At 67.8% G+C, this 19238-nt stretch carries 21 protein-coding genes and 2 pseudogenes; 10 read left to right on the plus strand and 13 right to left on the minus strand.

What is annotated here, in order from left to right; translation table 11 throughout:
• Positions 1–7: 7 nt before the first annotated feature.
• The gene (locus ACXMYJ_RS20215) at positions 8–841 is read right to left on the minus strand and encodes an SDR family oxidoreductase (RefSeq protein ID WP_443188437.1); all 834 of its coding nucleotides are present in this window, start codon (positions 839–841) and stop codon (positions 8–10) included.
• A 72-nt stretch (positions 842–913) separates the two neighbouring features.
• Here ACXMYJ_RS20215 and ACXMYJ_RS20220 point away from each other — a divergent pair, with 72 nt between their 5' ends.
• From ACXMYJ_RS20220 to ACXMYJ_RS20230, 3 genes are read left to right on the plus strand one after another with little or no spacing between them, the layout of a single operon-like run.
• Positions 914–2107, plus strand: coding sequence for a metallophosphoesterase (locus tag ACXMYJ_RS20220; RefSeq protein ID WP_443188436.1), 1194 nt, complete (start codon positions 914–916; stop codon positions 2105–2107).
• Positions 2108–2120: 13 nt separating this feature from the next.
• Entirely contained in the window at positions 2121–2942 is an 822-nt protein-coding gene (locus ACXMYJ_RS20225; RefSeq protein WP_443188435.1) for an acyl-CoA thioesterase, read from the plus strand.
• Between the two features lies 1 nt (position 2943).
• A complete protein-coding gene (locus ACXMYJ_RS20230) occupies positions 2944–3813 on the plus strand; it encodes a phosphotransferase family protein (protein WP_443188434.1) in 870 nt (289 codons plus the stop codon).
• Between the two features lie 9 nt (positions 3814–3822).
• On the opposite strand, the gene ACXMYJ_RS20235 is transcribed toward ACXMYJ_RS20230, so the two are convergent.
• Positions 3823–4257, minus strand: a complete 435-nt coding sequence (locus ACXMYJ_RS20235; protein WP_260755959.1) for an SRPBCC family protein — start codon at positions 4255–4257, stop codon at positions 3823–3825.
• Between the two features lie 12 nt (positions 4258–4269).
• Entirely contained in the window at positions 4270–5115 is an 846-nt protein-coding gene (locus ACXMYJ_RS20240; protein ID WP_260755960.1) for a lysophospholipid acyltransferase family protein, read from the minus strand.
• Positions 5116–5168: 53 nt separating this feature from the next.
• Between ACXMYJ_RS20240 and ACXMYJ_RS20245 the strand changes: the two genes are divergently transcribed.
• Entirely contained in the window at positions 5169–7688 is a 2520-nt protein-coding gene (locus tag ACXMYJ_RS20245) for a DEAD/DEAH box helicase (protein ID WP_460358679.1), read from the plus strand.
• A 135-nt stretch (positions 7689–7823) separates the two neighbouring features.
• Positions 7824–7967, plus strand: a complete 144-nt coding sequence (locus tag ACXMYJ_RS20250; protein ID WP_260755962.1) for a hypothetical protein — start codon at positions 7824–7826, stop codon at positions 7965–7967.
• A 7-nt stretch (positions 7968–7974) separates the two neighbouring features.
• Here the strand turns inward: ACXMYJ_RS20250 and ACXMYJ_RS20255 are convergent, their stop codons facing one another.
• The gene (locus ACXMYJ_RS20255; RefSeq protein WP_260757866.1) at positions 7975–8805 is read right to left on the minus strand and encodes an LLM class F420-dependent oxidoreductase; all 831 of its coding nucleotides are present in this window, start codon (positions 8803–8805) and stop codon (positions 7975–7977) included.
• 157 nt (positions 8806–8962) lie between these two features.
• On the opposite strand from ACXMYJ_RS20255, the gene ACXMYJ_RS20260 reads away from it, so the two are divergent.
• Complete coding sequence (locus tag ACXMYJ_RS20260; RefSeq protein WP_260755963.1) at positions 8963–9433, plus strand: hypothetical protein; 471 nt, start codon at positions 8963–8965, stop codon at positions 9431–9433.
• Here the strand turns inward: ACXMYJ_RS20260 and ACXMYJ_RS20265 are convergent, their stop codons facing one another.
• Positions 9434–9682 carry a hypothetical protein gene (locus ACXMYJ_RS20265; protein ID WP_260755965.1) on the minus strand — a complete coding sequence of 83 codons (249 nt, stop codon included), beginning with the start codon at positions 9680–9682 and terminating at the stop codon, positions 9434–9436. It abuts the gene before it with no gap.
• Between the two features lie 105 nt (positions 9683–9787).
• Between ACXMYJ_RS20265 and ACXMYJ_RS20270 the strand changes: the two genes are divergently transcribed.
• Positions 9788–9916 carry a hypothetical protein gene (locus ACXMYJ_RS20270; protein WP_260755966.1) on the plus strand — a complete coding sequence of 43 codons (129 nt, stop codon included), beginning with the start codon at positions 9788–9790 and terminating at the stop codon, positions 9914–9916.
• 56 nt (positions 9917–9972) lie between these two features.
• On the opposite strand, the gene ACXMYJ_RS20275 is transcribed toward ACXMYJ_RS20270, so the two are convergent.
• Positions 9973–11310 (minus strand): hypothetical protein, encoded by a 1338-nt coding sequence (locus tag ACXMYJ_RS20275; RefSeq protein WP_460358680.1) that lies wholly within the window; start codon positions 11308–11310, stop codon positions 9973–9975.
• 246 nt (positions 11311–11556) lie between these two features.
• Between ACXMYJ_RS20275 and ACXMYJ_RS20280 the strand changes: the two genes are divergently transcribed.
• Positions 11557–13026 (plus strand): amidase, encoded by a 1470-nt coding sequence (locus ACXMYJ_RS20280; RefSeq protein ID WP_460358681.1) that lies wholly within the window; start codon positions 11557–11559, stop codon positions 13024–13026.
• A gap of 1 nt (position 13027) precedes the next feature.
• Here ACXMYJ_RS20280 and ACXMYJ_RS20285 read toward each other — a convergent pair whose 3' ends face one another.
• From ACXMYJ_RS20285 to ACXMYJ_RS20305, 5 genes are read right to left on the minus strand one after another with little or no spacing between them, the layout of a single operon-like run.
• The gene (locus ACXMYJ_RS20285) at positions 13028–13705 is read right to left on the minus strand and encodes an energy-coupling factor ABC transporter permease (protein WP_260755969.1); all 678 of its coding nucleotides are present in this window, start codon (positions 13703–13705) and stop codon (positions 13028–13030) included.
• A gap of 22 nt (positions 13706–13727) precedes the next feature.
• Positions 13728–14036, minus strand: coding sequence for a nitrile hydratase accessory protein (locus ACXMYJ_RS20290; protein ID WP_260755970.1), 309 nt, complete (start codon positions 14034–14036; stop codon positions 13728–13730).
• On the minus strand, positions 14033–14653 hold the full coding sequence (nthA, locus tag ACXMYJ_RS20295; protein WP_260755971.1) for a nitrile hydratase subunit alpha: 621 nt from the start codon (positions 14651–14653) through the stop codon (positions 14033–14035). The genes ACXMYJ_RS20290 and nthA overlap by 4 nt, the downstream gene beginning before the upstream one ends.
• The gene (gene nthB, locus ACXMYJ_RS20300; RefSeq protein ID WP_260755972.1) at positions 14650–15390 is read right to left on the minus strand and encodes a nitrile hydratase subunit beta; all 741 of its coding nucleotides are present in this window, start codon (positions 15388–15390) and stop codon (positions 14650–14652) included. Before nthB ends, nthA begins: the two co-directional genes overlap by 4 nt.
• Entirely contained in the window at positions 15387–15920 is a 534-nt protein-coding gene (locus ACXMYJ_RS20305; protein ID WP_260755973.1) for a DUF1097 domain-containing protein, read from the minus strand. Before ACXMYJ_RS20305 ends, nthB begins: the two co-directional genes overlap by 4 nt.
• A gap of 212 nt (positions 15921–16132) precedes the next feature.
• Here ACXMYJ_RS20305 and ACXMYJ_RS20310 point away from each other — a divergent pair, with 212 nt between their 5' ends.
• Positions 16133–17068, plus strand: a complete 936-nt coding sequence (locus ACXMYJ_RS20310) for a GlxA family transcriptional regulator (RefSeq protein WP_460358682.1) — start codon at positions 16133–16135, stop codon at positions 17066–17068.
• Between the two features lie 28 nt (positions 17069–17096).
• Here the strand turns inward: ACXMYJ_RS20310 and ACXMYJ_RS20315 are convergent, their stop codons facing one another.
• Together ACXMYJ_RS20315 and ACXMYJ_RS20320 are read right to left on the minus strand one after the other, a co-directional pair.
• A complete protein-coding gene (locus tag ACXMYJ_RS20315) occupies positions 17097–18113 on the minus strand; it encodes a GlxA family transcriptional regulator (protein ID WP_460358683.1) in 1017 nt (338 codons plus the stop codon).
• Positions 18114–18236: 123 nt separating this feature from the next.
• A pseudogene (locus tag ACXMYJ_RS20320) lies at positions 18237–18865 on the minus strand (biliverdin-producing heme oxygenase).
• 120 nt (positions 18866–18985) lie between these two features.
• On the opposite strand from ACXMYJ_RS20320, the pseudogene ACXMYJ_RS20325 reads away from it, so the two are divergent.
• Positions 18986–19123 (plus strand): annotated as a pseudogene (locus tag ACXMYJ_RS20325) (helix-turn-helix domain-containing protein); the annotation flags it as partial.
• Between the last annotated feature and the right edge of the window lie 115 nt (positions 19124–19238).

A 19238-nucleotide genomic window follows, 5' to 3' on the forward strand; every position in this document is an offset into this window, starting at 1 on the left:
GGCCATCCTAACCTGCGGCCAGTCGCGCTCTTTCGGTCATGGAGGCCACCACGCCGCCGTCGTTGAGGATGTCGGTGCCGGTCAGATAGCCGGCCTTGGAGCTGGCGCAGAACGCGAGCAGAGCCGCCATCTCCTCCGGCTTGCCCCAGCGCGGGACCGCAGCGTCGGCGACCAGGGCACCGGCGCCGGCCTGCTCTTCGAGCCGGCCCATCTCCGTGTCGACCGAACCCGGCGACACCGACACGACGCGCAGGCCGCGGGTGTTGAACCGCTCGGCCTGCGAACTGCTGTACCAGCGGACGAAGGCCTTGCTGAACGCATAGGAGATACCGGACCGGGCTTCCTCGGGAGCGAGCTCGCAGGCCCGCAGCATCTCGGTCAGGAACGCGTCGGGGTCCTGCAATGCCAGCGGGAAGGTTGCGGTGGGGATCAGTTCGGCCGGCACCAGGTGCGCCGCCATCGAGGCCACGTTGACCAGCGCGGCGCCCTCTCCGGCCATCGTGAAGAAAACCTCCCCGACGTTGACGGTGCCCGACGCGTTGGTCCGCATCACGTACTCGGCGTCGCCCATGCTGGGGCTCACCCCGGCCGTGTGGATGACCGACGTAAGCGTGCCGAGGCCCGCCACCGTCGTGAACAGCCGTTCGACGGCGTCCCGGTCGGTGACATCGCAGTTGACCGCGTGCACGTCGACCCCGCGCCCGGTCAGCTCGACTGCCGCAGCGTCGAGCCGGTCCTGCCGGACGTCGGCCAGGACCACCGCGTGGTCCTCACCGACGAGTCGGGCGGTGGCCGTGCCCATGCCACCCGCGCCGCCGGTGATTAACGAAACTGCACTCATCTGTAAACCTCCTCGGGACATTCAACACTGCGGTCCAGCGGCGCGGAAGCCGGCCGTCGGTACTTTCGAGAGATGTCCGACGTCCCGGCCGACGCAGTTGAAGAGGCCGCCCACCCGCGGCGCCGCTCCCCCGGTCGCTGGCGCCGCGTGGCGGTGGTGCTGGCGATCATGCTGCTGCTGTTCGGGGTGCCGTGGTCGACGCTGGTGCTCGGCGGGGCGGCGTGGCCGGTGGCCGGCGTGGCCGCGGGCACGCTCGGGTTCGTCGCCGCGTTCGCCGCGCTGCCGCTGTTGATGCGCCTCGGGCACGGCCGCACACGTCGCGACGGCGCTGCCGCGGCCGGCGACGCGCTGCTGGGCGCGATCTGGGTGTTGTTCACCTGGTCGGTGCTGGGTCAGCTGCTCGAGCTGCTGCTGTGGGCCGGCGGCGTCGCCGACCCGACCCGGTCGCGGATCGCCACCGTCGTGGTGGTGGCCGTGACCGTGGTGCTGCTGGGCTGGGGTCACGTCGAGGCGATGCGGGTGCCGCGGGTCAAGCGGCTCGACGTGACGCTCCCGAGGCTCGGTCTCGGGCTGGACGGCCTGCGGGTGGTGATCATCACCGACACCCACTACGGGCCGATCAACCGTGCCCGCTGGTCGGCGGGCGTGGTGGAGCGGGTCAACACCCTCGAAGCCGATGTGGTCTGCCACGTCGGTGACATCGCCGACGGGACAGCGGCGACGCGCGACGCCCAGGCCGCGCCGCTGGCGTCGGTGCGCGCCGCATCGGCCCGCGTCTACGTGACCGGCAACCACGAGTACTTCAGCGAAGCCCAGGGCTGGCTCGACTACATGGACCGCATCGGCTGGGAGGTGCTGCACAACCGGCACGTGGTGGTGGAGCGCGACGGTGACCGGCTCGTCGTCGCGGGCATCGACGACGCCACCGCGTCGGGCTCGGGCATCCGTGGCCACGGCGCGGACCTCGACACCGCGCTGGCCGGCGCCGACCCTTCACTTCCGGTGCTGCTGCTGGCCCATCAGCCCAAGCAGGTCACGCATGCCGTGCGCGGCGGAGTCGATCTGCAGATCTCGGGGCACACCCACGGTGGTCAGATCTGGCCGTTCAATTTCCTGGTGCGGCTCGAACAGCCGGTGGTGCACGGACTGAGCACGCACGGCGAGCGGACTCAGCTGTACACGAGCCGGGGCACCGGGTTCTGGGGTCCGCCGTTCCGGGTCTTCGCGCCGAGCGAGATCACCTTGATGACGCTGCGCAGCTGTTAGGCAAGATACCTGCGTGTCCTCTTCGCTGGGCGATGTGCTCGCCTCCATGCAGCTCGACCGGGCCGGCGCGACGTCGTTCGTCGGCGCGCAGCTGCCCGCTCCCGCCAACCACATTCTGGGCGGCCACATTTGCGCCCAAGCACTGTTGGCGGCCAGCCTCACCGCTGGGGACCGCACGCCCCACAGCGTGCACACCTATTTCCTGCGCCCCGGTGACGCCCGGCTGCCCGTCGCCTTCGAGGTGACGAGTCTGCAAGAGGGGCGCACGTTTTCGGCGCGACGGGTGACCGCCCGCCAGGGTGAGGAGATCCTGCTGGAGGCGATGTCGTCGTTCAAGTCGCCGACCCCGGCCGGGGTCACCTACCAGCCGCCGTGTCCCGTTGTGGCACAACCAGATTCGTTTCCGCGGGTGCCTCCGCATTTCGCGGAGTCCGACGGTGTCAGCAAGGGCATGTGGGCCAGCCTGCGTTGGTTCGAGCGGCGCATCGTCGACGCCGACACCGCCCCACCTGCCCACTCGCTGATCTGGTGGCGGCCCGACGGTGCGGTCCCTGACGACCCGGCGCTGACGGCGTCGCTGGTGGCGTATCTGTCGGCGGTCACGCTGACCGAACCGGCCTATGCCGCGCGAGGCGGGATCTCGGCTGCGGCTCAGCGTGACCACTCGGTGTGGTTCCACGCCGCGGCGGACCTGTCGGACTGGCTGCTCTACGACCAGTCCTCGCCCAGCAGCACCGACACGCTCGCGCTCGCCGGCGGGACGATGTTCAACCGCTCTGGCGAGCTGGTGTGCACGGTGCGCCAGGAGATGTACTTCCCGCCTCCGCGGCGCTGACATGGCTGTGCAGTCGTGGCATCGCGGACGGCTCACCGACGAGCAGGCCGCACGCCTGGCCCGCTGGCTCCCCGGTGCGCGTCTGCGCCGCGATCTGAGTTGGGGACTCGTCGATACCGTCGTCCTCGACGTGGACTCCGAACGCGGCAGGGTGGTGGTCAAGGCCGGCGGAGCGCAGAACCACCACATCGGCCGCGAGATCACCGCCTTCGAGGGGTTCACCGGATGCCTGGCCGCGACCGGACACGCCGCCGAGCTGTTGCACTGTGACCGCACGGCGAACCTTCTCGTCGTGCGGTACCTGGACGGGTCGTTGGTGTCGGGCTCCGACGCTGAATTCGCCGCCGAGACGTACCGGCAGGCGGGAAGGTTGGCCCGGGTATTCCACGGTCAGGCTCGACGCACCGATCCCGACTGGGAAGCGGCCGCCGTGACGAAATCGTTGAGCTGGCTCGGCGAGCCCCATCGGATCCCGCAGCACATCGCCACGCGGCTGCGCAGCATCCTGACGGGGTACCGGCCGCGGGAGGTGGTCGTCGTGCCCACCCACGGTGACTGGCAACCGAGGAACTGGATCGTCGACGGGGGCGTCACAAGGGGCACAATCAAGGTCATCGACTTCGGCCGTTTCGCGTGGCGGCCCGCGATCACCGACTTCTGTCGGCTCGCCGCGCGGCACTGGCGGGACGACCCCCGGCTGGAAGCCGCGTTCTTCGCCGGATACGGTGACGACCCCCGGCACCCCGAGCAATGGCGGATGTCGGCCCTGCACGAAGCGATCGGCACCGCCGTCTGGGCACATCACGTGGGCGATGAGACATTCGAGCGTCAGGGCCATCGGATGATCGCGGAGGCGCTGGCACTCTTTTGATCGTGAAGGTCAACTCTCGGTAAGGGCTTTGAGGTTCTTGACGGTCTTGTCCATGATGCGGCCGACCTGCCGCGAGGCCACCCGGTCGGCAATCAGGCCCAGCAGTCCGCCGGGCGCCTCATAGGACAGCCGAAATGTCACCTTGGTCCGACCCGGGCCGTTCTCCCGCAGTCGGAACCGGCCGCGTAACCCCACGCCGGTGATGCCGATGAACGCGAGGTCGCGGGCCTCGTCGAACTCGGTGACCTCGATAACCCCGCCGATCGGGACGGAGCCGACTTTCCAGTGCACGGTGTAGCGGGACCCCACACCGACCGGCCCCTCGGTGATGATCTCCCACCGCTCCAGGCTGGCCATGAATTCCGGGTAGCAGCCGGGGTCGCTGACGTGCTTCCACACGATGTGCGGATCGACGTCGATGATGACGCTTCGCTGCAGCCGCATCCGCCTGCCCCCTTAACCGATCACCGGGAAGCGTCGCTCGGAGGCCAGCCGGTCGACCGCCGACTGGAGCGCACCCTCGACCTTGGTGTGGATGGTGTCGTCGTCTCCGGCGGCGATCTCGTCGGGCGCGATTGGGTCCTGCACCTCGATGGTGATCTTCGTCGGCAGCGGCAGTCTCGGCACCATGTCGCTGACGGCCAGTCCCCACGGGGGAGCTAACAGTATCGGGACGCTCTTGAGCCGGGCGATCTTGTCCACCATCAGCAACCTGGCCAGCCACTGTCCACGGTCGAGGAACAGCGCCGCCTCCTGGCCGCCGACGCTGGCGATCGGGACGATCGGCACACCGGCTTCGCGGGCCAGCTTCACATACCCCTTGCGACCGCCGAAGTCGACCTCGTGCCGCTTCCAGGACGGCCGGAAAACCTCGTAGTCGCCGCCCGGATAGACCAGCAGCGCACCGCCGGACGTCAGCGCGAGGGTGGCGTTGTCGTGGTTGGCGGCGACGGTGCCGAACTTGCGCAGCGAGCCGAGACCGGGCATGGAGACCACCAGGTTGTGGGCCAGCTGGAAGAACGGGCGCTCCACGCCGAAGTAGGAGCAGAACGCCAACGTGAACACGAAGGTGTCGGGCGGCAGGTTCCCGCCGCTGTGGTTGCCGACCAGCAGCACCGGGCCGTCGGGCGGGATACGGTCGAGGCCGCGGACGTCGGCACGGAAGTACAGCGAGGCCAGCAGCCAGAGCCCCGGGAGCTGCTCGCGGATGTAGTCGGCGTCGCGCTGATCGAGATCAGCCTTCGGCACGCGCGCAGAAACCTCGTGTTTGACCCACTCGAGGACATCACCGAACCCCGCCATGGAAGGGCTATTGACGGCGGCGGCCTTCGGCAAACCTGGCAGGCTGGACCCCGATGTCCGCGCTGATCGAAGACCTGTCCGCCCTGCGTGCCCTCGGCGACGACGCCGACGCCTTGTTCACCACGTTCTCCGCGTGGGCGCAGACCAACGGCACCGCGCTGTACCCGGCGCAGGAGGAGGCACTGATCGAGCTGGTCAGCGGCGCCAACGTGATCCTGGCCACCCCGACCGGGTCGGGCAAGTCACTGGTCGCGACGGGTGCGATCTACGCGGCCCTGGGTGCCGGCCGGCGCAGCTACTACACCGCCCCGATCAAGGCGCTGGTCAGTGAGAAGTTCTTCGCGCTGTGCGACGTGTTCGGGGCGGCCAATGTGGGCATGCTGACCGGCGACGCCGCGGTCAACGCCGACGCCCCGATCATCGCGTGCACCGCGGAGATCCTGGCCAACATCGCGCTACGTGAGGGACCCGACGCCGATCTCGGGTTGTGCGTGATGGACGAGTTCCATTTCTACGGCGATCCCGACCGCGGCTGGGCGTGGCAGGTGCCGCTGCTGGAGCTGCCGCGCGCGCAGTTCCTGCTCATGTCGGCGACGCTCGGTGACGTGACGTACCTGCGGGAGGATCTCACCCGGCGCACCGGGCGGACGACCGCGCTGGTCGCCAACGCGCAACGCCCGGTCCCGCTGTACTTCTCCTATGCGACCACCCCGATGCACGAGACGATCCAGGAACTCGTCGACACTAAGCAGTCCCCGATCTACGTCGTGCACTTCACCCAGGCCTCGGCGCTGGAACGGGCGCAGGCGTTGATGAGCGTGAACGTCAGCACCAAAGCCGAGAAGGCCGCGATCGCCGACATGATCGGTGCGTTCCGTTTCTCCTCGGCGTTCGGGTCCACGCTGTCGCGGCTGGTCCGGCACGGCATCGGGGTGCATCACGCCGGCATGCTGCCCAAGTACCGGCGCCTCGTCGAGCAGTTGGCGCAGGCCGGACTGCTCAAGGTCATCTGCGGCACCGACACTCTCGGCGTCGGGATCAACGTCCCGATCCGCACGGTGGTGTTCTCGGCACTGTCCAAGTACGACGGCACCCGCACCCGGCTGCTCAACGCCCGCGAGTTCCACCAGATCGCCGGTCGCGCGGGCCGGGCCGGATTCGACACCGCGGGCACCGTCGTGGTGCAAGCGCCCGATCACGAGGTGGAGAACCTCAAACAGTTCGCCAAAGTGGCCGACGACCCGAAGAAGCGCCGGAAGCTGGTGCGTCGCAAGGCACCCGAGGGCATGGTGCCGTGGAGCGAGGCGACGATGAAGCGGCTGGTCGACGCCGCGCCGGAGCCGTTGACCAGCCACATGCGGGTGACTACGGCGATGATCCTCGACGTGGTGGACCGCCCCGGCAATCCGTTCGAGGCGATGCGCCGGCTGCTCACCGACAACCACGAACCGCGCAAGCGGCAGCTGCGCCTGATCCGGGAAGCTGTCGGGATCGCGCGCTCGCTGGGCCAGGCCGGCGTCGTGGAGCGGCTCGCCGAACCGGAACCCGACGGGAGGCGATACCGGCTCACCGTCGACCTGCCTCCCGACTTCGCACTCAATCAGCCGCTCTCGACATTCGCGCTGGCCGCGATCGACCTGCTCGACGCGAACGCGGAAAGCTATGCCCGGGACGTGGTTTCAGTGATCGAGGCGACGCTGGAGGATCCCCGGCAGATCCTGGCCGCGCAGCTGAACAAGGCCAGAGGTGAAGCGGTCGCGCAGATGAAGGCTGACGGGATCGAATACGACGAGCGGATCGAACAGCTCGATGAGGTCACCTACCCCAAGCCGCTGGCCGAGCTGCTGGAGCACGCGTACGAGGTGTACCTGCAGAGCAATCCGTGGGCCGCCGACGGGAAGCTGTCGCCGAAGTCGGTCGTGCGGGAGATGTGGGAGCGGGCCTTCACCTTCCGCGAGTACGTCAGCGTGTACGGGCTGACCCGTTCCGAGGGCGCGGTACTGCGCTATCTGTCCGATGCGTTCAAGGCCCTGCGGTCGGGCGTGCCGGCGGCGGCGCGCACAGAGGAGCTGACCGATATCGTCGAGTGGCTCGGTGAGCTTGTGCGCCAGGTCGATTCGAGTCTGCTCGACGAGTGGGAACAGCTCACGAGGCCGGATCAAAGGATGGACGCCCCGGTGGCGGTGCCGGCGCGCCCACGACCGCTGACCGCCAACGAGCGGGCGTTCACCGCGATGATCCGCAACGCACTGTTCCGCCGGGTCGAGCTGTTCGCCCGCGAGCGCTGGGACGAGCTCGGAGCCCTCGACGCGGGGTCCGGGTGGACCGCGGCGCGCTGGCAGGACGTCGGGGACGAGTACTTCGACGAGCACGACGACGTCGGAACCGGCCCCGACGCGCGCGGGCCGGCGCTGCTCATCTTCGACCGGCAGCGCGACGTGTGGCGGGTGCGGCAGATCCTCGACGATCCGGCCGGGGATCACGACTGGGGTATCGAGGTCGAGGTGGACCTCGAGGCGTCCGACGACGAGGGTGCGGTGGTGCTTCGGGTGCTGGACGCCGGACGGCTGTGACGGCCGTCTCTGTACCCGAAATCACAGGTCAGCGGTTTGATTAACGTGCCCGTAACACGGACCATGGGAGATGTCCGGCCGACGGGCGATCCTCGTTGCCCGGACCCCCAATCACAAGAATCAGGAGCCCCCGCCATGTCTCTCGCGCAGTACCGTGCCGCCCGCCAGATCGCTCGTGATCGGCGGCGCCTCTACGCACGGATTGCGTCGATGCCGCATTCGGCGGTCCGCGACGAGCTGGTCGCGGTCGCGCAGCGGTACGAGACGATCGAGCGCTGAGCGGGCCTCAGCCCCGGTAGCGGGCCACCTGCTCGGCATACTCGTCGAGCAGCCTCAGCGACTCGTCGCGCGACGTGGTCGGGAGCAGCAATCGCAGCTCGCTGAAGCCCAGTTCCTCTGTGGCACGCCAGTACTCGGGATCGACCGGGGTGCCGAACGTCGACAACGGCACCTCGTGCCGGGCACCTTCGCGAAGCTGGTCGATGCGCTTCTTCAGCCGCTCGACCGGCAGCGGGTTGGCGATCCAGCCGGCCTCGTGTCTGATGATCCGTTTGACGGTCGCGTCGGAGTCGCCGCCGATCAGGATGGGCGGGTGCGGCTTGCGCACCGGCTTGGGTCGCATGTAGGACGCGTCGAAGTTGACATACCTGCCGTGGTATTCGGCAGGGTCGGCAGTCCACAAGACTTTGATGGCCTCAATCCGTTCGTCCAGCAGCGCGCCTCGCGTCTTCGGGTCGGTGCCGTGGTGACGCAGCTCCTCGATGTTCCAGCCCGCGCCGACGCCGAACACGAAGCGGCCGTGGGACAGGACGTCAAGACTGGCCCCTTCCTTGGCCGTCGTGATCGGGTCTCGCTGGATGAGCAGGGCTATCGCGGTGACCAGCTCGATGGTGGAGGTGACGGCGGCCGCGGCCGCCAAGGTGACGAACGGATCCAGGGTCCGGTAGTACACCGCCGGCAGCTCGCCGCCCCCCGGGTACGGCGACTCCCGGCTGGCCGGAATGTGGGTGTGCTCGGCGACCGCCAGTGACGTGAAGCCTCGGTCCTCCACCGCGCGGGCAAGGGACACCGCGTCGATGGTGTCGTCGTTGACGAACGTCGAGATACCGAATCGCAGCGCAGCCATCCCTCGAGGCTATGCCTGTCGGCCAAACATGTCGTGGCCGGATTGATATCGAAGTTTGCCTCATTGGTCACATGGGTAACATCAGTCACAGCGCCGTGACGTCAGCGCTCTTCACAACATCAGAGAAAGAAACGAATGGATCATCGACATGAATACCGTCCTGTACTTCAGCGCCAGCGGCGCCGTGTATGAAACCCGCGCCTACACGAAAGCCGACATCGACAAGCTCATCCAGGATCAGGGTCTGCACTGCTTGACCAGCGCCGACAACCAGTTCGACTTCTGGTTCAGCCCGGCCGCCCGCGGCTGCCAACGCCGCGCCAACCAGATCGCCACCGAACTGCTGATGGCGACCACCGATTTCACCGCCAAGACCGTCCCGCTGTTGCGCGGCAGCGTGGTCGTGGCCACGCATGACGCCGAGGGAGACCTCGACGGCCTCAGCTGGCAACAGCTTGATGCCCTCGCCGAGCTCAATCGGTCGATCTCCGCGCGCGACGAACGGTTGCTGCAGCGCCGGATCGTGCGTGATGAGCGCCGACAGCGCCGTGCCGCCGAGGCTGCGCAGCCGGCGTTCGTGAGCTGCTCGCGTCCCCGCACATCGGTCCGCCTCGGCTGATCACCGGCCGGGACCGTACAGGCCGGGCAGCAACTCCGGATCGCCCGGTGTCCAGGTATTCGCGAACTGGGACCGGTTACCCAGCGCCGCGGCGCGGTCGACGACGGCGTTGCCAAGTTCCACTTGCGCCGGTTCCCAGGCCTTCAGCGCCCTGACAATGTCGTCACATTTGCCGAGGTGTTCGTAGAGCGCCCCCGCGTCGGCGGCGGCCGTCGGTGCCGACGGTTTTCGCGCAACGTGGCGCGCCATCCGATATACCCTCGCATACTCGTGCTGCAGATCCGGGTACAGGCGACGACGCCGCAGGTTCTCGAGCCGGATTAGCGGCGGCAACCGTGGGGTATGTGGGTCGGCATGACATCTTCGGAAGAAAACGTAACGTCCGAGTCGGCCAAGGAACCCGACGTGCTGGCGCCTGCGACTCCGGGTGCCGAGGCCCTGCCCCTTCCCGAGGACGAGGTCGACAAGCCTTCGGAGGGCTGACGAGTAGACGGAACCGGCCCCCTGCCCGAGGCAGGGGGCCGGCTCGTGTCAGCACCTCACTCGTCGCCGGAGCCCGACTCGGACTCCGCACCCTCGACCTCCGCACCCTCGACCTCGCCGCCGGTGACGTCATCGTCCCCGCCGGCCTCGGAATCGGTGGCGGCCTGGCCGGCGTCCTCGACCCCCGTCGTATCGTCGTCCTCGACCACCTCGGCGTCCTCGTCCTCGACCACCTCGGTGGGCTCCCCGGCCTCCGGGGTCACCTCGGGTTCGGTGGCGGGAACCTCGGCCTCGACCGCGCTGTCCACGGTATCCGTGGCAGGTTCGGCCTCGGTGCCGGTCCCGTCCTCGTCGCCGGTCGAGACCAGGTTGACCTCGGTGCCGTCGACATCGAACGTGAACGTCGCGGCCTGGGCCGGCGTCGGGTCCGGCGCAGAAGCCGCCGCGGGCACCGGTTCCGGCTTCTTCAGCGCCGCCGCGATCGTCTGGGGCAGCTTGACGAACAGTGCGTCGAGGGTGCCGCCGGCCGAGAACAGACCGGGGAAGTTCTCCGGGCTGTAAATCGGGTCGCCGTTCTCGTCGTGGCCGAAGTAGGGCTTGTAGCCGTTGAGGAATGCACCGGTGATCAGACCGGGGGCGTTGACCAGCGCGGTGAAAGCATCCTTGAGGTTGCCCTCCTTGATCGACGCGAACACGGTGTCGGCGACGTTCATCGCGGCGAAGAACGCGGTGATCGGCGGGGACATCAAGCCCTTGGAGATCGTGACGATGTTGCCGCGGGTGATCAGCGAGTCGTACACGCGGCCGACCGCGTCGAACATCGCCTTTGGGATGGTCAGGATCGACGTCAGCGGGAACGCCACGTTCTCCAACAGAACCAGGCCCCACGTGTTGAGCTCGACCAGCGCCTCGGTGAACTGCCCCTGGCCGAGGAACTCGGCCGCGGCCTGCAGCCGGACCGGCAGGTTGGTCAGTGAACGCTGCACACCCTCGGCGGTACCGACGAGACCGGTGCCGCGGCGGGTGCCGGCCTGCTCGGCCGTCATACCCCAGATCGTCTTGAGGTGGCCGAGCTGGTTCTCGCCGATCTGGTTCAGGATCGGGAACGGGGTGTTCCACAGCGACGAACCGATGGCGCCGATCTGCGTGAACGTGGTGGTGATGGTGTTCTGCCAGACCAGCAGCGGGTTCTCCAGCACCGGGTTGGCGGTCAGCGCAACGGCGGCCTGCCGGATCTCCGGCGCCGACGGCAGCGGCGCCACGGGGTTCACCGCAATGGCGCCGGCAGCAACCACCGCGGCGCCACTCACCACGAACTTGTTCACTCGCGAAGCCGACTTGGTGGCCCTCGGCTGGGCCCCGACGCCGAACCCGACCGGAAGTGCTTGTTGCACGGATACTCCTTTTTAACTGGTCATCGCCCCCTTGGGCGCGCTCGAAACTTAGCTGAGGGTTCCCTAAGAAGCAATAGGTTTGGCTAACCTCAATTAGCTTCTCTCGATAACTTGGTTTGCTGACTCGGGTACACGTTCAGCAAACTCAATGCTCAAACATGCGCGGGGCTTTCCCGCGGATTTTGCGCGGCGGTCAAAAAGCTGCGGCGCGGGCGTCAGCAAAGCAGGGGACGCTACGGTCGAGTCGTGGATTTTGATGAATACCGCGCCCAGGACGCGACCGGCCTGGCTCAGCTGGTGGCCGACAGACAGGTGAGCGCCGACGAGTTGATGGCCGTCGCGCGCGCCCGCGCTGCCGAGGTGAACCCGCGGATCAACGCGATCGTGCGCGACGTGGCGGCCGACCCCGCCACGGCGGCCCCCGGCCCGTTCGCCGGCGTGCCGTTCCTGATCAAGGACCTTGCGCAGGACTACGCAGGCGTGCCCAGTTCACGCGGGTCCCGCGCGCTGATGTCGACGCCGGCGCGCGAGCACGCGACGATCGTGCAGCGCTGGATCGACGCCGGCCTGGTCATCTTCGGTAAAACCAACACCCCGGAATTCGGCGCCAAGGGAATCACCGAACCCGTCGCATGGGGTCCGGCGCGCAATCCATGGGACCGCAGCCGCACCCCGGGCGGGTCCTCGGGCGGTTCCGCTGCCGCCGTCGCTGCGGGGATCGTGCCGTGCGCGGGCGCGAACGACGGTGGCGGATCGATCCGTATCCCGGCGGCCTGCTGCGGATTGGTCGGCTTGAAGCCGAGTCGCGGGCTGACGCCGATGGGGCCGGAGACCGGCGAGTCGATGCACGGATCGGCGGTGCAGGGGGTCGTGTCGCGCACCGTCCGCGACACCGCCGCGATGCTCGATGTCATCAGCGGCGGCGAACCCTGGGGCCCGTTCGCACCCGCAATCCCGAACGCGCCCTTCGCTTCCTGCGTCGGACAAGATCCCGGCCGGCTGCACATCGGGGTACGGGTCCCGACGGCGATCACGCCTTCACCGCACCGTGAGGCGTTCGCCGCGGTTGAGGCGACCGTGCGCACGCTGACCGAACTCGGGCACCACGTCGAGGAGCTACCGCAGGCCCCGTTCGACGACGCAGCACTGGCCCGCGATTTTCTCCTGACCTGGTTCGTCTACACCGCTTGGGAATTGGAGGATGCGAAGCGGCTCACCGGCGCCGGAGACGACGCTTTCGAGCGGGATACCCTGATCCTGGCCGCGATCGGTCGCGCCACCAGCAGCGTCGACTACGTCGACGCGGTTCAGCGCCGCCACGAGCACACCCGGCGTCTGACCGCCTACTTCGAGTCGTACGACCTGCTGCTGACTCCGACGCTGGCCACTCCCCCGCCGACCATTGGTGAGTTCGACCTGCCGGTGGTGTTGCAGAAAGCCTCGGACGTGTTGCTCAAAACGCGCACCGCGAGCCTGCTGCGCTTCACCAATCTCGTCGACGACATCGTCGACAAGAACCTCGGCTGGGTGCCGTACACCCAGTTGGCGAATATCACCGGCCGCCCGGCGATTTCGCTGCCGTTGCACTGGACCGCAGACGGCCTGCCGTTGGGTGTGCAGTTCGTCGCACCGCTTGATGGTGAGTCACTGCTGATCCGGCTGGCGGCCCAGCTGGAGCGGGCGACGCCGTGGATCGACCGGGTGCCACCGGTGTGAATCACGCCGGGTTGAACAGCCGCGGCTCCAGCCATGCACCGTTCTTGAGCCGCTCCAGGGACTTCGCGCCGGCCAGCACACCGAGGTCGGCGAGTGGTTCGACGATGATCACCAGCAGGTAGGCGGCCCCGAAGATCGCCACACTGCTGACCGCTTCGGCCGTGAAGCCCTCCCCGTAGAGCGCCCAGAACGCCACCCAGGACACGATGCCGGCCTGGTAGGTGGCCGAAAGCGCAAGGGCTTGGCGGTATTTGAGGTCGACGTAGCGGGTGTCGGGTGCGATCGTCCTGCCCGCCACGTACTGGAGCGCGAACAGCGGAACCAACAGCGTGGTGAGGTTCATGCCGTATTGCGGAAGGTCGAACGGGGCGAAGGCCATGCCCTGTATGAGGAGGCCGAGCGAGAGCCCGAACGCCGCCGGCGCCGCGCCGAACAGCAGAAAAAGCGTGGAACCCAGGATCAGGTGCACCTCGGACACCCCCACCGGGTAGTGCGGGAGAACCTGGAAGAACACGAGTGTCAGCGCGGTGGTCGCCGCTGCGCCCAGCATCAAAGACCCTGCGCCGCGGTCTTTGACGTGCTTGCCCATCGCGGTCAGCGCATAGGCGCCGACGCCGGCCGCTGTGGCGTAGCTGAGGACGATCTTCGCGCCTTCGACGATTCCTGGCTCGATGTGCATCGCTGTGCCTTTCGTGGGGAGTTCAATGGTGGTCGTCGGAGACCGCGTGGTCACCGTCGTCGGTAGCAAGGGGTTTGGTGAGCAGCTCTCGCTGTTGCACAACGTCTTCCAGCGCGGTGACCCAGTGGTCGTAGTACTGCCATTCGCCGCGGTCGGTCTCCGCGGACGCCTCCCACGCACCGATCGTGTCGATCAGGCTCTGCTGGAAGTCACTCCACGGGTAGTGCCCGAACTCCGACAGCGCCAGGGCCAGCCCGAAGGCTCGGCGCTGCCAGTCGTGGTCGAAGGACGGGGCAGCCTGATCGGTGGTGCAGGTGCTGTGCAGTTTCATACCGGCTGCCCCGCGAGCGCCACGCCCATCATCGACTCGGTGGTGACCAGCTCCATCAGTTCGTCATCCGTCAGATCTTCGGTGCGCGAGGGCCTTTCGGGGATGACGAACCACCGGGAATGACCGCTGGAGTCCCACACCTTGATCTCGGTGTCGTCCGGCAGAGCCACCCCGACCTCGGCGAGCACTGTGCGCGGTTCGCGCGCGGCACGGGCGCGGAACACCGGATCTTTGTACCAGTAGGGCGGCAGCCCCAGCACCGGCCACGGGAAGCACGAGCACAGCGTGCAGATCACCAGGTTGTGCACTCCCGGCCCGTTCGCCACGGCCTGCAGGTGTTCGCCTTCGGCGCCGGCCATCCCCTCGGGCAGATCGAGTTCGGCCAGTGCGGCCGGGGTGTCGATCACCACCCGCGCGGCGAAATCCGGATCCGTCCACGCCTTCACGACGATCTTCTTTCCGTTCAGCGGTGTCATCTCGGATTCGAAGTAGGACAACACCTTCTCCACGGTCTGGCTGGTGATGACACCCTTCTCGATCAGCAGTCGCTCCAGCGCCGCGACGCGGTCGGCGCTGGACTTCTCCCGGTCGGCCGGGTAGGCGAACTGGTCGGTCATTGAGAATCCTCCTCGACAGGTTGCAGGTATGCCTCGAAAAGTTCGGCGTACAGGGTGTTGGCGCCCGGCTCCGCACGCGGACCCCACAACTCGTCGGGGGCGAACTCGACGATGTAGATCGGCATCGGATCACCGATACCGTCCCCGGTGTGGACGAAGTAGCCGTAGTCGCCCTCGAAGATTCGTCGCACAGTGCCGGTGCGGGACCGCAGATAGCCGGGCAGCCGGGTGTGCGCCCCCGCAGGAACGTCGGTGATGCGCACCTGCTGACCGACGCCGAACCGCGGGTGCGCCACGTCGCGGCGCGGGCTGTCGCCGCGACGCAGGTAGTCGATCACCTGGTCGTCGATCGCCTGCCCCGACGGGTCTTCGGCCTGAGTGCCGGCTGCGCCGAGGGACTCGAGGAGCTCGTCCTCGGTCACGTAACCCCTGTCGATGAAGAACTGCGTGATGCCGCCGAGCCACTTCTCGTAGTAGCGGAACTTGAAGTAGTCGAACGGATTCATCGCTTCCGCACCGGTCCGCAGGTCGGCCCACGTCCATTCGTCGCGGAACGCGGTCGGCACGTCGGCGATCGGATACTCCGGCAATGCCGACCCCAGATGATTGCTCAAACCCATCATCGCGACGTGGATGCCGAAGATCCGCTTCTCCCAGTCCTCGACGAAAACCCGCTTCTCCAGATTCAGCGGTTGGGGCAGCCCTTCGAGACCCCCCAGATGATGCTGCAGTTTCACGCCGTCGCACCTTCCGTGTCGGGGCGCCCGGCCGCAGCCGTCGGCGCCGTTCTTGTCATCACCGCGGCGAGGTATTCGGAGACGATTCCGAAGGTCGCCCCCAGCACGCAGGCAGATGCGGCCACCAGGCCGGGATGCGAGATGCTCGTGGCGGTGACCAACTGCCCGGTCCCCGCCACGGTCGACACCGTGGAGGCGAACCCCACCACCACGGCGGGCGTGGTGGACAACAGCCCCACCCAGGACGCCTGCACCATCAGCGCGCTGCCCACCCCGACGGCGATCGCGGTGACCGCCAGACTTCCGCCGAGAAGATGGGCGGCAAAGAGGCTCCCGCAGGCGATGGCGACACCGACCAGGTTGCTCGCCACCGACCGCACCCAACCCGCCGGCCCGCCGCCGACGAAGAAGAACGACGCCCATGCCAGGAACACCACCCAGATGGGGACGGTGACCACCATCGCGGTGAACGCCACCGCCAGCCCGCCGAGCACCCCGATGCTCAGCGTCAGCGCAGACCGTGAATCCATAGAGTTCCACCTCGCTTGATCGACCGGACCCGAATAACGTTGAGCGGACCGTGTTTCGGCGACGTAAAGTCACCATTGCCACCGGTGTCCGACATGGACGTGGTTTGTGCGGAACAGGACACGGGCAACAGCCGACCGACCGACCCGGACACAAGGTGGACAAATCCGGACATCGCACCACGTGTGGTCCCCGTACCGGCGACGCTGACGCGATGAACATCCCCGCCGACACCCGGTCACGGCATATCGCCGTTCTGGTCTTCGACGGTGTCCGCACACTCGACCTGACCGGGCCGCTGGAAGTCTTCGACGTCGCCCAGGTGCTGGGCTGCCGTTATTCGGTCAGGCTGTACTCGACCTCGGGTACCGCCGCCATCCGGTGCGGCTCGGGACTGTCGATTCACGCGGCGACGTCGCCGCTGCCACCCGACGTCGACACGGTGCTGGTTCCGGGCGGGGACTGCCTGGTCACGGGCGGTGTGCCCGCACACCTGGATCAAGCCGTCCGCTCGCTCGCGCCGGCGGCGCGGCGGACCGCATCGATCTGCGCGGGGTCGTTCGCGCTGGGGGCGGCGGGAGTGCTCGACGGTCGCCGCGCGACCACTCACTGGCGGCATCTGGAAGTGTTCGCCGCCCGGCATCCGTCGACGGCGATCGAACGGGACTCGGTGTACACCCGTGACGGCAACGTCTGGACGTCCGCCGGCGGCACCGCCGCGATCGACCTGGCGCTGGCACTGGTCGCCGACGACTTCGGCAACGCTGTGGCGCAAGACATCTGCAAAGAGATGGTGCTGCTGGGCAGGCGGTTGGAGGGCCATCCGCAGATCTCGGCTGCCGCGCGCACCGCGCGGCCGAAGCACCCCGGACTTGATCGGCTGATGGCCACGATCGTCGTCGATCCCGCCGGGCACTACGAACTCGACGTCGTGGCAGCGCAACTCGGTCTGAGCCCGCGTCACCTCGCCCGGCTCTTCAAAGCCCAGGTCGGGGTGACGCTGCGGGAGTACGTGGACGGAATCCGATTGGAGAACGCGGTCGGGCTGGTGCTCGCGGGCGAGTCGTTTCATGCCGCGGCCCGGCGTAGTGGATTACGCTCCGGGGCCCGCGTCCGCGATCACCTGGTCGCTCGCCGGACACCGGCGTGACGCCATCGCGGCACACCGGCTTCCGGCCCTACCCGTCGATACCTGTGGTGCGGAACCGATTTCGGTACGTGCTGGGCGAGATTCCCAGATTTCGGCGAAACGTGCGCCGCAACGTGTCCGGTGTCCCGAACCCGGTGCGCCGTGCCACCGCGTCCTGCCCTTTGTCGCTCGTGGCAAGAAGTACTTTGGCGGCCTCCAGCCGCGCCTGCTCGACGAACCTCGCCGGTGTCATCCCGACCTGTTCGCGGAACATCCGCACCAGATGGCGCTCGCTTACCGCGGCGCGGGCGGCCATGGCGGCAATCGAGTGATCGGCGCCGGGGTCGGCGATCACCGAGTCCACGACACCTCGCAGACCCCCCGTCACCGGCAGCGCCGATTCCGCCCAGACGCTGAACTGCGCCTGCCCACCCGGCCGTTGCAGGAAGACCACCATCCAGCGCGCGACGCGTCGCGCGACCGTCGGACCGAAGTCACTCTCCACGAGGGCGAGCGCGAGATCGATGCCGGCGGTGATCCCGGCACCGGTGATAAACGGTCCGTCCTGGACGAACAGGGAATCCGGGTCGACCTTCACTTTCGGATACGTGCGGGCCAGCGTCTGGCAGTGCGCCCAGTGCGTGGTCGCCCGGCGGTTGTCGAGCAACCCCAGAGCGGCCAGCACGAAGGCCCCGGTACACACCGATGCGATGCGACGCGACCGGGGCGCGAGTTCGCGAACCATCATCAACGCGTCCGGAACCGAATCCGGTGTCGGTTCTTCCGGGATGTCGTGCAGGCCGGGGGTGAAGGAGAAACCGGCGGGCACGCCTCCGGGAACGAGCAAGGTGTCGATCGATTCGGGCGCCCGGGCCAGGGGCACATCGGTGTTCAGCTGCGCATAGGCCGTCGTGCCGACGGCGCCCCCGGTCGGCGACACCAGCAGCACCCGGTACCGGGCGCCGAAATCGTTGGCCCTGGCGAAGATCTCCAGAGGTGCCGCGACGTCCTGCAGCGTCACCTTGTCGTAGAGCGCGAACACCACTGTTCGGGAACCGTCTGCCACCACGCAGTCGCCCTTCCCTGACCCCGCTGTGCGTGGCGCCACTGTAACGGGCTTCTGTTACCACCGGGTTGCGGCGCCGTCTCAGTCGATGATCGCGGGCATGCTGTCCTCGCTTGAGCACCGCTACCGCGCGGAGGCCAGCTCGTCGAACACCGCCTGATTCAGCGCGAACGCGGTCTTGACCTCGGCCACCACCCGTCCGATGTCAGCGGCGTCCAGACTGAGGCCGTCCAGGCGCTCCCGGTAGTGATCCTTGTACGGCTTGACCCGGAAACCGAAGCGGTAGAACGCCAACCCGTTTCCGTCGAGACCGAACTCGCGGTCGAGGATTCGGGCCATCGCCTGCCCACCGGACAAATCGCCCAGATAGCGGGTGTAATGGTGGGCCACCAGCGCGCCACCCCAGGACTGGCCGCTGATCCTCTCCCGATAGCGTTGCACCGCAGCTGAATCCACGGTTCGATCGGCGCCCAGTGGTCCAGATCGGCGTCCAGGGCCGCCACCCGTTCCAGCGCGGGGTCGTACACCGCCGCGACCAACGGGTCGTCGCGATGTGCCCGCACAGCGTTCTCCAGTGCGTCGTAGATCCCGCGCAACCGCACCAAATACTGCGCATAAGCCTGCCGGCCGATCCCCCCGGACAGCAGGTCGCTCAGAAATGGCGACCGCTCGGCGGCGTCGTGCTCGGCCGCCGAACCTTCTCTGATCGCCGTCGACAGCGGCCGCAAGGTTTCAGCGGTGCTCGGCCGCATGCAGGGTCTCCAGAGGATCGGGTGGCTTTCGTCTCAGCCTAACGGCGGATCATAACAGAGCATGCGCTCTGTTATGGTGTTCGGGTGCCCAGACCCCGCGTCATCGACCTGGACCACCTGATGGACACGGCTGAGCAGCTGGCCGCCGACGCGGGGCCGCGCGCGGTGACGATCAGGGCGTTGTCGCAGCGCACCTCGATTTCGAACGGTGCGATCTATCACGCATTCGGATCCCGCGGCGGTCTTTTAGCCTGGATACACCGATCGGCGGTTGGTGTGGGGTTGAATCTGGTTGTGAGGCTTTGAGCTGATGTATAGGTCCCAGTGGGCGTGGCTGATCGCCCGATCTCGGTATCGGGTTGTTCCTGTTGGT

The sequence above is a fragment of the Mycobacterium sp. ZZG genome (assembly GCF_054786995.1).

Coding starts and splice junctions, on each gene's coding strand:
- ACXMYJ_RS20215 (WP_443188437.1), bottom strand. CDS start 841: ATGAGTGCAGTTTCGTTAATCACCGGCGGCGCGGGTGGCATGGGCACG.
- ACXMYJ_RS20220 (WP_443188436.1), top strand. CDS start 914: ATGTCCGACGTCCCGGCCGACGCAGTTGAAGAGGCCGCCCACCCGCGG.
- ACXMYJ_RS20230 (WP_443188434.1), top strand. CDS start 2,944: ATGGCTGTGCAGTCGTGGCATCGCGGACGGCTCACCGACGAGCAGGCC.
- ACXMYJ_RS20235 (WP_260755959.1), bottom strand. CDS start 4,257: ATGCGGCTGCAGCGAAGCGTCATCATCGACGTCGATCCGCACATCGTG.
- ACXMYJ_RS20240 (WP_260755960.1), bottom strand. CDS start 5,115: ATGGCGGGGTTCGGTGATGTCCTCGAGTGGGTCAAACACGAGGTTTCT.
- ACXMYJ_RS20245 (WP_460358679.1), top strand. CDS start 5,169: ATGTCCGCGCTGATCGAAGACCTGTCCGCCCTGCGTGCCCTCGGCGAC.
- ACXMYJ_RS20250 (WP_260755962.1), top strand. CDS start 7,824: ATGTCTCTCGCGCAGTACCGTGCCGCCCGCCAGATCGCTCGTGATCGG.
- ACXMYJ_RS20260 (WP_260755963.1), top strand. CDS start 8,963: ATGAATACCGTCCTGTACTTCAGCGCCAGCGGCGCCGTGTATGAAACC.
- ACXMYJ_RS20265 (WP_260755965.1), bottom strand. CDS start 9,682: ATGGCGCGCCACGTTGCGCGAAAACCGTCGGCACCGACGGCCGCCGCC.
- ACXMYJ_RS20270 (WP_260755966.1), top strand. CDS start 9,788: ATGACATCTTCGGAAGAAAACGTAACGTCCGAGTCGGCCAAGGAACCC.
- ACXMYJ_RS20285 (WP_260755969.1), bottom strand. CDS start 13,705: ATGCACATCGAGCCAGGAATCGTCGAAGGCGCGAAGATCGTCCTCAGC.
- ACXMYJ_RS20290 (WP_260755970.1), bottom strand. CDS start 14,036: ATGAAACTGCACAGCACCTGCACCACCGATCAGGCTGCCCCGTCCTTC.
- nthA (WP_260755971.1), bottom strand. CDS start 14,653: ATGACCGACCAGTTCGCCTACCCGGCCGACCGGGAGAAGTCCAGCGCC.
- ACXMYJ_RS20305 (WP_260755973.1), bottom strand. CDS start 15,920: ATGGATTCACGGTCTGCGCTGACGCTGAGCATCGGGGTGCTCGGCGGG.
- ACXMYJ_RS20310 (WP_460358682.1), top strand. CDS start 16,133: ATGAACATCCCCGCCGACACCCGGTCACGGCATATCGCCGTTCTGGTC.